Here is a 10,558-nt window from a genome sequence, read left to right on the forward strand (position 1 = left end):
AAATATGTATGTTTCGATGACGGACATGTTGGAGCGGGCGAGTGCTGGACATTATGGCGTCATGGCAATTAACTGCTTCAATCTTGAAAGCGCCTACGCGACGATCCACGCTGCGGAAAAGGCGAACGCCCCAATCATCATTGACCTGCTCATGGAGCACCTGGAGAAACATATTCCCAGGGAGTACGTATTACCACCAGTCATCTTGATGGCTAAGCAGGCGAAAGTTGAAGTGGCCATTAACCTCGACCACGGGAAGTCAGAAGATTACGTCATGGATAGCATTGAGGCCGGATTCTCCAGCGTCATGATTGACGAATCGGAGAAGCCATTCCGCGAGAACGTCCAGATTACCCGCCGGATTGTGGAAGTTGCCCGGCAAAAGGGCATCAGTGTTGAAGCCGAAGTGGGGAATATGGGCGCCGTGAAGGGTGACCACTTCACTCAGGCTGATATGTACACCGATCCCGACGATGCGATTCGCTTTATTAAGCGCACAGGTGTTACCGCCCTGGCCTTATCATTCGGATCGAGTCACGGGGTGATGCCCAAAGATTTCGTACCAGTCTTTGACTTCGACATTGTGCGCAAAGTTAAGGAAGCCACCGGTATTCCGCTCGTTCTGCATGGCGGATCCGGATGTGGCGCTGACAACATTAAGAAGGCGATTGCGGCCGGCATTAGTAAAGTCAACGTCGGGTCTGACGTGATGAAGGCCCAGGCGGACGCGGTTTACGCACAACAGCAGGAAAACCGGGCAATTGAGTACCCAGATCTCATGCACGGTACGCTGCAACCAGCGATGGACATGGTCACCAAGTACATCGAAATTTCCGGCTCAGCGGGGAAGAACCTAGAAACCATGTAGTTGTTTGTCTCAGTAGGGATTTCACTTGGATATTAACCAAAAGGAGAAAATATTATGTTACTCAATATGAACCAGTTGCTTGCAGTTGCTAAGAAGAACCATTTTGCCGTTGGTGCTTACAACGTGTCCAACGCTGAACTGCTGAAGTCCGCAGTTGAACAGTGTGAAGCCGACAATGCACCTGCCATCATCGCTGTCCACCCAACCGAATTGGCCTACGCGAAGGATGACTTCTGGACATATGTTCTGACCCGCATCAAGAACAGTAAGGTACCTTTCGTTCTCCACTTGGACCACGGTGATAACCTGCGTAGCGTTGCCCGCGCTATCCATGATGGTTTCAGCTCCGTCATGATTGACGGTTCCCTGAGCTCATGGGAAGACAACGTCGCCATCACTAAGGCCACCGTTCAGATGTGCCACCTGGCCAACGTCTCCGTTGAAGGCGAACTGGGGACCATCGGCCAGACCGGTAACCAGGTTAAGGAACACTTGAAGAACGGGATTTACACCAAGCCTGAAGACGCCGAGAAGTTCGTTGAAGAAACCGGCGTTGACACACTGGCTGTTGGTATCGGGACCGCGCACGGGATTTACCCTTCCGACGTTACCCCAAAGATCCGTATCGACATTCTCAACCAGATTCTGGATGTTGTCGACGTACCACTGGTTCTCCACGGTGGTTCTTCCAACCCTGACGACCAGATTGCTGAAGCCGTTAAGACTGGTATCTCCAAGGTTAATATCTCCTCTGACTACAAGTACGCCTTCTTCAAGAAGGCTCGCCAGGTTCTCGCTGAAGATGAAGGCTGGGATCCAAACAACCTGTTCCCTGCCTGCATCGACGCTGCCAAGGAAGTTGTTCACCACAAGAACGAACTCTTCGGTTCTGTTGGCAAGGCAACCCTCTACTACGGCATGGACCCATGGCGCGCAAACGAGCTGTAAGCATGCAGCTTAACTCCTAAAAGATGAAACGAAACGCCAGGTTAACGCACAATGCGTCAAGCCTGGCGTTTTGTATCCCGAGCAATTGATGAGCGAGGTGAAGGTGATGCGCTTGAGCAAAACAATGGTGAACGGAGTGTCCTATGTGGTGACGGATCAACCGACAGACGACATCCAACGGGAGGCCATTCCACTGTATGGTTATAGCGAGCCGGCCGAATACGTGATTGGCTACGGTTACCGTGCGGACGACACAACGCGGCGGCGGGTGGCGATTGTTTGGTGGATTGACCATCCAGATGCATCCCGGCTGGCGGATACAGTGATTGACTGGAGTGAGGCGAGTTACGTGCGTCAGTGATTGTGATTGATTCTAAAACAGGCCCGAGGTGTCGGGCCTGTTTTTTGTTACTGGATGAGCAAATTGTCAGCAAGCACATGCTGCATTGGATTGCTCTTGATAGTGATGATGATGTGCTGTGCAACGAGGTCGTCGATAATATCTTTGAACGTGCGCCGCGAAATTTTGTTCGCGCGGTTTACGACTTCGAACAATTTACGATCTTGAATACCATCTTTTTTGCTGTTGGTAAACAACTTCGATTGTAAAAAGAGGTAGATAACATTCTTGTAGTCGTCATCAAACGCGGGATAAAGCGTACGAATGTGATCCATGTTGTCCTTGAGCTCCTGGATACGGCGTGTAATTTGTGCGATGACCTCAAGCTGACCGTCAATGATAATATCAAGCATTCCATCGATAAACAGTGTCAAGTCGGCTTTGTTTTCAATATCGTCTGCTTCTTGAAACAGTCGATAATATTTTTGAATGTGATTATGAATTGAGGTTGAAATTGTCAGCCCGGTAAATGTATCGGTTTTTTTTGCGAGGTAGGTTGCGAGTAAATAGCGACCGGTACGACCATTTCCATCCTTGAAGGGATGTGTATTCTCAAACATGAAGTGAGTGACGAGGGCCTTATCAATCGCCGTAATATCTTCGTTATTCATAAAGTCAATGAGTTGTGAGAGTGCAATATTTATTGCGGCTTCATTATCTGGCGGAAGATGCACTGCCTGCGTGTTTGCACCCTGGCCTTTACCGATGAAAACGAAACTGTTTCTGAAGAGTTTACCGTCGGGTAGATTTTCAGGATCAATCTCTCCCTTTAGCAATTCGTCATAGAGTTGACGAAAATCCTGCAGGCTGTTAATTTGTTTTTGCTCACCTTTTAAGGCAGTCTGATACTGACGAATGGTAGATTCTAGACGTCGGTTAGCGGATTTGGAGTCTGTATCTGAATCCCAAACAATGGTACTGATTTCCTCAAAATTCGTGTGGACGCCTTCAATTTCATTGGTGAAGAAAATCTCGTTGGTCAGTAACGAGGACAGGTAGCTTTCAACCGCAACTTGAGGAATATGCGTTGGACTGGTGATTTCGGAAATGTAAATCGATTGGTTGCGCAACTTGTCAATTTTTTGCAGATGGGTTGGAGTGACCACCCAGAATGCTGGAAACGGGGCGGTAGAAAGACTCTTTCCTGTGCGTAAGCCGATGTCTAGTTCAGATTTAGAATCTAAGCGTGGGTACATGTTGGTTTTAACGGCGGAATAGCTGTTGATGCGATTTTGGTATTCAGATGCCACATCTGCGTCACTTAAGCGGGAGCGGCCGTCTTGGCCGTATTTGAATTTGCTGAGTAATTTATAGTTTGCCACGAGTATCACCTATTTTTTTGAATATTGGTTGTTTAGAATTGATGTAATCAATTTTGCCAAAACAGCTGGTTTGGTTAAATTCGACTCTATAATGACAATTACATTTTACCAAAAATGCCATTTTGGTCAAATTAACGAAGAGATTCACCTCCGCATTTTACCAAAACAGCCGAATTGGTAAAATTGAACTGAAACTTTGCTTGCAATTTTACCAATATGTCGAACTTGGTAAAATTCGCCATGCTGCGAACTATTAACGATAAAGATGGTGAACCTCGTGATTTTTAATGGCTGATTACTGGTGTTAGGCTGTTTATAAAACAAACGAGGTGATGTTAATGACCGCGAAAGCGAAGACAACATCTAAAAACGCGAACAAACAACAGAATACTTCACGAACAATTGATGCCGAGATTCCGCCAATTGACCGTGCCATCACCAATGTTAAACTTGGCAAAATAGCGAAACATGGGTCTCTTGAGAATTATCTAAGAGAAGTGAGTGAATACTAAACCTGCCCGAACCATTACTATGTTTTAAGTCAACATCAACCGCAGCGGCCGTGCTCCCAGCACGGTCGCTGTTTGCGCTATAATGAATAGAGCAATTAACGGCGGCCGGAGCCAGAAACAGATAGCGTGCGGAGCAGATACACAGTCGCGCGCCTAACCGCTTCCGGCTCAGCCTCACGAAAGGAACCCTCTCCTCATGCCCAAAATCAACGTCCTCATGTCCGTCTACAACGAAACGCCCGCGCAGCTGCACGCCGCGATTGATTCCATTCTGGCGCAGACTGAAGCTGACTTTACGATGAACATCGTGCTCGATCAGCCGCAAGCTGACAATCTGCACGCCATCCTCGATGACTACGCGGCCAGCGACCCGCGGGTGCAGGTGCTGGTCAACGCGCAGAATTCTGGTCTGCCCTTTAGCCTTAATCGCAGCATGGCTGCCGGGGATGCGCCGTACCTGGCGCGGATGGACGCCGACGATATTGCCGTGCCGACGCGTTTTGCGCGGCAGCTGGCACTGATGGACGAGCGGCAGCTGGATGTGCTCAGCACTAGCGCCGCCTTCATTGACGAAGAGGGCCAGTCCGCGGGCAGCCACGACTACATTCCCGAGGACCCAGACGCGCTCAAGCAGCTGCTGCCGCTGGGCTCGCCGCTCGTGCACCCCAGCATCATGATGCGCCGCGCGGTCATCGCCAAGGTGGGCGGCTACCGCCTATTGCCAACGGCGGAGGATTACGACCTATGGCTGCGCCTGCTCCAGGCCGGCGCCCGCATCGGTGCGACCAATGAACAACTGCTGCACTACCGCCTGCGCGGCAACTCGATGACCGCCGGCGACCGCTACAAGGTCTTCCTGGTGTCCGAATACCTGCAGCGCACCTATGCATCGGGCCAGTTCCCAGATGCGGACGGCGAAGTGGCGGAACTGACGGCTTACCTGAAGCAAAATGGTCAGGATGACGCCAACCGCCGGGCGCAATTTACGCAGCGCGTGCTCAACCTGTCCGCGGGTAAGAAGGCGCTCAAGGGCGGCAACCCGTTCAAGGCGGCCGCACTCGTGTTGCCCGCCCTAATGGATGGTGCGGTGCGCCGCTACGCCAAGCAGTCGCGCGCATACGGCGCCGTGTACGCCCAGCTCACCAGCAAGTAGGAGGTTCCACTCATGATTCTGATGTTATCCAACATGTACCCATCCGCTAAGTACCCGAACTACGGTGTCTTCGTGCGCAACCTCTATAACGCGCTGGATAAGCAGCTGCCGATGCGTAAGGTCGTGCTCTACAAACACGTAGGTAAGGCGCGCAAAATTGCGGCCTACCTGAGTTATTTTACCCGCTCATTCTTCGCGGTGATGAGTCCCAAGACGCAGGTAGTCTTCATCAGCTACGCCAGTTATAATGCCTTCCCGACGCTTGTCGCGCGGGCATTGGGACGCCGGCCGCTGATTATCACAAACCTGCACGGCTCCGACGTGACGACCGAGAGTAGTTTTGCCCAGAAGATGAACTTCCTCACGGCCAAAATCATCAAGCATTCCGACCTGGTCATCGTGCCGTCGCAGTCCTTCAAGGAGATGTCCGAACGCAAATACGGCTACAGTGGTGCAGTGATTTCACCATCCGGTGGGGTCGACACGACTTACTTCAAGCCGCAAAATGTGCAGAAAGACCCCAGCAAGCTCGAAATCGGCTACATCAGCCGCATCGACGCCAACAAGGGCTGGGACGTCACTTTGCAGGCGGTTGCTAAGCTTGCGCCGCAGATGCCGAATCTGCATGTGACCATGGTTGGTGGTGGCGTGTCCGAAGCCGATTGCGCACAGATGATTAAGAATCTGCACCTTGAGCAGGTGGTCACGCGCATCAAGATGTTGCCGCAAAAGGACCTGCTCGGGCAGTACAGCAAGCTCGATCTACTGGTGTTCCCTGGTGCGGGCACGGCGACCGGGGAAAGCCTCGGCCTGGTCGGCCTGGAAGCCATGGCTTGCGGGGTGCCGGTGCTCGGCGCCAACCTCGGGGGCATCGCCACTTACGTGAAGGAAGGCGTCAACGGCATGCTGTTTGACCGTCACAGTGCTGATTCACTCGCAGATGGTGTGAGGCGCTTTGCCGCGCTCAGCGATGAAGAGCGGGCAAAGCTGGCCGCGGGGGCGTTGGCAACTGCGCAGGATTACGATGCGGCGAAGGTGAATGCGAAGCTGACCGCGTTTTTGGAAGAGAAGTATGGGGCGCTGGTACGAAAATAAATTGTGGGTTAGCAAAGACTAACTGAACTGTTTCCACGGCTCACCAGTTAGGGTGAGCCTTTTTTTAATGGAATTGAGTATTAGTGCGGGTGACGTCATTTTTGTTCTCAAAAGGGAAATTCTCTTCATTTACCGGAATTAAGAATGTGACGTATTTTTGAAATTTCGTACCACATGTTGTACAATGCTGATAAAAGGGACGGTGATTAGCATGGATGCAGTTTCGTACAGCGGATTTCGTCAGAATTTGAAATCTTTTATGAAGCAAGTCAATCAGGATGCCAGTACGTTGATGGTGACGTCAAAAAATCCAGAAGACACTGTAGTTGTGATGAGCAAACGGGATTACGACTCAATGCAGGAAACAATGCTAATTTTAAGTAACACTGAGTTGATGAATAAGATTCGTAAAGGTGATGCACAAATTGCTGCCGGTACGACTCAACAGCACGAATTGCTAACCGACTACGATGATGAATAAGAATTGGACTGATGCCGCATGGGCTGATTACATGTATTGGCATGATCAAAATGATAAACGGATAATCAAGCAGATTAACAGACTTCTGCGGGATATTGAACGTCATCCGTTTGAGGGCATTGGTAAACCCGAACCGTTACGTCACGAACTTCAGGGGAAATGGTCACGCCGAATCACTCAGGAACATCGTATTATTTATGAAGTTGCGGGCGATACCTTGTACATCATATCGTGTCGCAACCATTATTAGTCAAAACCGTCTCGCCACCCCGCGAGGCGGTTTTTATGTTTCCAGCCAACCACATATGCCGCCACTGCGCCTTAACCAAATATTTATCGTTTATCGATAAACAATCTGCTATACTCAAGTCATCAAATCGAAACGAGGTGTGCGCTATGCGTATCCGGACGTTGTTTCTGTATCTTTGCTTAATCGGTGGCCTGGTATTCGATGCCCTGTGTGCAACTTTGATTTTTGTGCCGCTCACTCGCGACTTCATCAAGTATTATCACAACCCGTGGACCGCGACGCTCATGGGTGCGGGGATGTTCCTCGGGGCAATCGCGTTTGCCTATGGCTGCGTGCAGGCATGGGTAATGCTGCGCACGATTGATAAGGGACAGGCGTTCAGCCAACGCGCGGTCGACTTATTGCGGCGCTTGAAGTGGTCGGTCGGCTTCGTTGCTATTGGTGTTGCCGTTTGCTGGCCGCAGTATTTTGTGATGGCAGCCATGGATGACATTCCGCCACTGTTTTACCTGATGATCATGCTGATGATGGTGCTCCTGGTCATTGCGGTGTTCCTGGCGATTCTGCAACGACTATGGCAGGCGGCGCTGGATTACAAGCAAGATAGTGACTTGACGGTCTAGGGGGCGGGCAATGATTAAGGTTAACTTGGACAGTCTGCTGAAGGCGCGGCAGATGACTCTGACGCAACTCGCCGAACAAGTGGGGCTCACGCTCGCCAACTTATCGATTCTTAAGACCGGGAAGGCGCGGGCAATTCGCTTCTCCACCTTAGCGCAGATTTGCGCGGCGCTTGATTGTCAGCCTGGCGACATTTTGGTGTACGTCAACACGGATGAAGACTAGCAAAACGTAGCACGCAGAATCATCAAAGAAAAACCGCCACATAAACTATGCGTGGCGGTTTCTTCTTTATCACGGAGTCGGATAACTAATTAGCGGTCAAACAGGTGCGCCCGCCGCAACAGGCGGTAGGCGATGTAGCCCAGAATGGCCGTGATGCCGATGGAAATCTGCCAGCCCCAAGTGCTGTTCTGGAAGGGAACGCCGGTGTTCTGGCCGAAGAAGCCGGACACAATCGACGGCATGGTGAGGATGACCGAGTAAGCCGTCAGCAGTTTCATCGTGTTGTTCAGGTTGCTGTCGAGGCGGTTGGCGTAGCTGCTGGAGACGCGTTCGGCGATGTCGGACGCCATCTGCGCCATCTCCAGTCCTTGTTTGGATTCAATCAAAATATCATCCAGGTGCTCCTTTTGCGCATCGTTCAGCGGCACAACGGGCAGGCGCTGCAGTTCTTGCAGCATCGCAGTGTTGGCGCGCAGGGAACTCAGGTAGTAAACCAGGCGCGTTTCTAGATCCATCAGTTCGTCCACGGCGCTGTGTTGCGGGTTGGCCTTGAGCGAGCGCTGGACCTTGATGCGCTTCTGGTCAATCTGGTTGATGCGGTCCAGGTAGGCGGAGGTTGCGCGGTACATCAGGCTGATGGCGGCGTCCATGGGTTGTAGGTCACTCTTGGCCGGCATGCGCAGTGCGGAGCTCGGGGCCAGCACGTATTCGCCCAGGTAGTTCGTCTCCGGTGCGAAGAAGGTCAACAGGTGGTTGTCCTTAATGAGTAGGCCAATAGGCGCGGTGGCAGAATCGACACTGTCGTCGGTGAGCGCGTTGAACACAATCAGTCCGGTGTTGGCCTCCATGTCGCGTTCGACGCGCGCCCGTTCAGCGGGGTCGGTAGCGTAACGGTACATTTCGTCGGTAATGGCGTAGGTTGTCGTGAGTTCAGCCTGGTTGGCCTGTTCGTCTTTACGGACTGTGAGCCAGTCAAACTGCGGGTTAATCGTTGTTACATTTTCCATAGTAGGCCTCGAATATGTCTTTTGTAGGGGGATTAAATAAATCCTATTATAACAAAAACAAGGCCCGCCAAAATTAATTGACGGGCCCGTGTTGTTTTAGCTGACCAGCTTCCGCACGAGTGGAATCCAGTTCAGCACTTGCGAAATGACCATGGCGCTGAAGAAGACAACGAGGTCAATGCCGAACTGAATCAGCAACAGCGACCAATCATCTTTTATGGCAAGTGCGTTGGCGAAAAAGGGAAGTTGCTGAACAGGTTCCATCAGTGCGTAGTGAATGAGGTAGATGCCAAAGGTGAGTTTGCTGATGTGGACGAGTACTTGAGAATGGTTATTCTTAAACAGATCCAATAGCAGTGCATAAGCCCCAACTGCGGCAATGATGCTGGGGATGAGCATGACGTTGTCTAAGCCGATGAAGACCTGTCCGCTCCGAACGCTATAGAGGACGGTAACCGCAACGTCAAAGGCAATGCCGGTAAGCAATAGCAGGGCTGCCCAACGTTTTTTCAATGGGTAGCGCTGCAGATATTGACCGCAGGCAAAATAGCCCAAGAAGCCAGCGAACAATTCAAGATGTGTCCACCCCGATAGTGTCGGGCCATTCAAATTCCGGATGGTGAGTGGCAGTGCCCCCAACACCAGCCACCCAGCCATGAACCACTGATAGTCACGTTTTTGGAAGTTCTCCAGCATCCGGCTGAAGAAGGGCAGCATGAAGTAGAATGCGACCAGCATGTAGAGATACCACAGATGGACGGCTTGCGGGCGCTGGTAAGCAGCAAGAAGGAATTGATCCAGACGCCACCAGGTGGGCTGAGGTGTCTTGAGAAGCCAGTAGAAGTAACTCCACAGCAGCAGTAGTATTCCGAATTTGGCAGCGTGCCCCCAGCTGTAGCGATAATTACGAGTGTGCGTTAGAACCAGAGTACCCGTGGCAAGGATAAAAAGGGGTACGCCAATCTTGACTGCAAAGAATACGAGAATTGAAGCTACCCAGGGGGCATTAACTTTGCCGTCAAAACGCGTCATGACAACGGTACTATGATTCATTACTACCAAAAGACAGCCGACTATCTTGGCAACGTCGATGGCGTAGTTGCGTTCGTGCATATGGTAATCGTCCTAACTATGTTTGAATTGTCTGCAGGTTTAGACTTCCTTAATATTTAGTTTACAACTGTTACGAGAAATAGAGGTTGCGAGAGTGTTCCAAGGACGTTACAAACGGTGAAGGAAGATACGGATTCTGAGAAATGCACGCAAAAACATCCCCGCGCTTCCACCTGCGGGGGTGTTTCTTTTACCACCGGGTTGAGGGCCGCGGCAGCATATTCAGGAAATTATAAAAGTACGTAAGTGACGAACAATAAAGCCTACAACTCGTTCACGAAGATGTCTTCGGATTCGGTGTCGACGGCGCGGGCAGCGACGGGCAGCGCATACTGCTTCACCTGCTTGTCGTTGTAGAACTGGTCGGCGTCGACAAGTGCCTGCATGAAACGCTTGGCAGCTTCCTGGGTCAGGTCGCCTTCGTAGGCGGTCAGGCGCAAGGTCTTGGACTTGTTATCGCCAGTTTTAAAACTGAAGTTAATTGAACCTGGATTATTCATAGAATTTCAAAAAAGCAGCGCAATCCCATGATTCACACGGGACTGCGCTGCTTTGGTGTTTCA

14 protein-coding genes are annotated in these 10,558 nt (G+C 51.1%); 10 read left to right on the plus strand and 4 right to left on the minus strand.

Features of this window, described 5'->3' with window-relative positions; genetic code table 11:
- Positions 1 to 4: 4 nt before the first annotated feature.
- The 3 genes from EKM97_RS04965 (at position 5) to EKM97_RS04975 (ending at position 2,177) form a co-directional block, all read left to right on the plus strand.
- Positions 5 to 868, plus strand: a complete 864-nt coding sequence (locus EKM97_RS04965) for a class II fructose-bisphosphate aldolase (RefSeq protein WP_125571180.1) — start codon at positions 5 to 7, stop codon at positions 866 to 868.
- 54 nt (positions 869 to 922) lie between these two features.
- On the plus strand, positions 923 to 1,816 hold the full coding sequence (locus tag EKM97_RS04970; RefSeq protein ID WP_125571181.1) for a ketose-bisphosphate aldolase: 894 nt from the start codon (positions 923 to 925) through the stop codon (positions 1,814 to 1,816).
- A gap of 112 nt (positions 1,817 to 1,928) precedes the next feature.
- A complete protein-coding gene (locus EKM97_RS04975; protein WP_125571182.1) occupies positions 1,929 to 2,177 on the plus strand; it encodes a hypothetical protein in 249 nt (82 codons plus the stop codon).
- Positions 2,178 to 2,224: 47 nt separating this feature from the next.
- Here the strand turns inward: EKM97_RS04975 and EKM97_RS04980 are convergent, their stop codons facing one another.
- Entirely contained in the window at positions 2,225 to 3,538 is a 1,314-nt protein-coding gene (locus EKM97_RS04980; RefSeq protein WP_125571183.1) for a Fic family protein, read from the minus strand.
- Positions 3,539 to 3,876: 338 nt separating this feature from the next.
- On the opposite strand from EKM97_RS04980, the gene EKM97_RS11925 reads away from it, so the two are divergent.
- The 7 genes from EKM97_RS11925 to EKM97_RS05010 all read left to right on the plus strand — a co-directional run bounded on the left by EKM97_RS11925 (position 3,877) and on the right by EKM97_RS05010 (position 7,875).
- A complete protein-coding gene (locus EKM97_RS11925) occupies positions 3,877 to 4,050 on the plus strand; it encodes a hypothetical protein (protein WP_164507436.1) in 174 nt (57 codons plus the stop codon).
- Between the two features lie 196 nt (positions 4,051 to 4,246).
- Positions 4,247 to 5,203, plus strand: coding sequence for a glycosyltransferase (locus tag EKM97_RS04985; RefSeq protein ID WP_125571184.1), 957 nt, complete (start codon positions 4,247 to 4,249; stop codon positions 5,201 to 5,203).
- Positions 5,204 to 5,215: 12 nt separating this feature from the next.
- Complete coding sequence (locus EKM97_RS04990) at positions 5,216 to 6,298, plus strand: glycosyltransferase family 4 protein (RefSeq protein ID WP_125571185.1); 1,083 nt, start codon at positions 5,216 to 5,218, stop codon at positions 6,296 to 6,298.
- 211 nt (positions 6,299 to 6,509) lie between these two features.
- Positions 6,510 to 6,779: a type II toxin-antitoxin system Phd/YefM family antitoxin gene (locus EKM97_RS04995; RefSeq protein ID WP_125571186.1), complete on the plus strand. Its 270-nt coding sequence runs from the start codon at positions 6,510 to 6,512 to the stop codon at positions 6,777 to 6,779.
- On the plus strand, positions 6,772 to 7,029 hold the full coding sequence (locus tag EKM97_RS05000; RefSeq protein WP_125571193.1) for a Txe/YoeB family addiction module toxin: 258 nt from the start codon (positions 6,772 to 6,774) through the stop codon (positions 7,027 to 7,029). The genes EKM97_RS04995 and EKM97_RS05000 overlap by 8 nt, the downstream gene beginning before the upstream one ends.
- 146 nt (positions 7,030 to 7,175) lie before the next feature.
- A complete protein-coding gene (locus tag EKM97_RS05005) occupies positions 7,176 to 7,652 on the plus strand; it encodes a DUF2975 domain-containing protein (protein ID WP_164507437.1) in 477 nt (158 codons plus the stop codon).
- A gap of 10 nt (positions 7,653 to 7,662) precedes the next feature.
- Complete coding sequence (locus EKM97_RS05010; protein WP_125571188.1) at positions 7,663 to 7,875, plus strand: helix-turn-helix domain-containing protein; 213 nt, start codon at positions 7,663 to 7,665, stop codon at positions 7,873 to 7,875.
- An 89-nt stretch (positions 7,876 to 7,964) separates the two neighbouring features.
- On the opposite strand, the gene EKM97_RS05015 is transcribed toward EKM97_RS05010, so the two are convergent.
- The 3 genes from EKM97_RS05015 to EKM97_RS05025 form a co-directional block, all read right to left on the minus strand.
- Positions 7,965 to 8,882: a magnesium transporter CorA family protein gene (locus EKM97_RS05015; protein WP_125571189.1), complete on the minus strand. Its 918-nt coding sequence runs from the start codon at positions 8,880 to 8,882 to the stop codon at positions 7,965 to 7,967.
- A gap of 96 nt (positions 8,883 to 8,978) precedes the next feature.
- Positions 8,979 to 9,995, minus strand: a complete 1,017-nt coding sequence (locus EKM97_RS05020; RefSeq protein WP_125571190.1) for an acyltransferase — start codon at positions 9,993 to 9,995, stop codon at positions 8,979 to 8,981.
- A gap of 263 nt (positions 9,996 to 10,258) precedes the next feature.
- Positions 10,259 to 10,495, minus strand: a complete 237-nt coding sequence (locus EKM97_RS05025) for a DUF2922 domain-containing protein (RefSeq protein WP_125571191.1) — start codon at positions 10,493 to 10,495, stop codon at positions 10,259 to 10,261.
- Positions 10,496 to 10,558 lie beyond the last annotated feature (63 nt).

The sequence above is a fragment of the Lacticaseibacillus songhuajiangensis genome, from assembly GCF_003946025.1.
Taxonomy (GTDB): Bacteria; Bacillota; Bacilli; order Lactobacillales; family Lactobacillaceae; genus Lacticaseibacillus; species Lacticaseibacillus songhuajiangensis.

Excerpts from the sequence above, each read along its gene's own strand:
- EKM97_RS05010 (WP_125571188.1), top strand. The coding sequence starts at position 7,663 with ATGATTAAGGTTAACTTGGACAGTCTGCTGAAGGCGCGGCAGATGACT.
- EKM97_RS04990 (WP_125571185.1), top strand. The coding sequence starts at position 5,216 with ATGATTCTGATGTTATCCAACATGTACCCATCCGCTAAGTACCCGAAC.
- EKM97_RS04995 (WP_125571186.1), top strand. The coding sequence starts at position 6,510 with ATGGATGCAGTTTCGTACAGCGGATTTCGTCAGAATTTGAAATCTTTT.
- EKM97_RS05020 (WP_125571190.1), bottom strand. The coding sequence starts at position 9,995 with ATGCACGAACGCAACTACGCCATCGACGTTGCCAAGATAGTCGGCTGT.
- EKM97_RS05015 (WP_125571189.1), bottom strand. The coding sequence starts at position 8,882 with ATGGAAAATGTAACAACGATTAACCCGCAGTTTGACTGGCTCACAGTC.
- EKM97_RS05005 (WP_164507437.1), top strand. The coding sequence starts at position 7,176 with ATGCGTATCCGGACGTTGTTTCTGTATCTTTGCTTAATCGGTGGCCTG.
- EKM97_RS11925 (WP_164507436.1), top strand. The coding sequence starts at position 3,877 with ATGACCGCGAAAGCGAAGACAACATCTAAAAACGCGAACAAACAACAG.
- EKM97_RS04965 (WP_125571180.1), top strand. The coding sequence starts at position 5 with ATGTATGTTTCGATGACGGACATGTTGGAGCGGGCGAGTGCTGGACAT.
- EKM97_RS04970 (WP_125571181.1), top strand. The coding sequence starts at position 923 with ATGTTACTCAATATGAACCAGTTGCTTGCAGTTGCTAAGAAGAACCAT.
- EKM97_RS05000 (WP_125571193.1), top strand. The coding sequence starts at position 6,772 with ATGAATAAGAATTGGACTGATGCCGCATGGGCTGATTACATGTATTGG.
- EKM97_RS04985 (WP_125571184.1), top strand. The coding sequence starts at position 4,247 with ATGCCCAAAATCAACGTCCTCATGTCCGTCTACAACGAAACGCCCGCG.
- EKM97_RS05025 (WP_125571191.1), bottom strand. The coding sequence starts at position 10,495 with ATGAATAATCCAGGTTCAATTAACTTCAGTTTTAAAACTGGCGATAAC.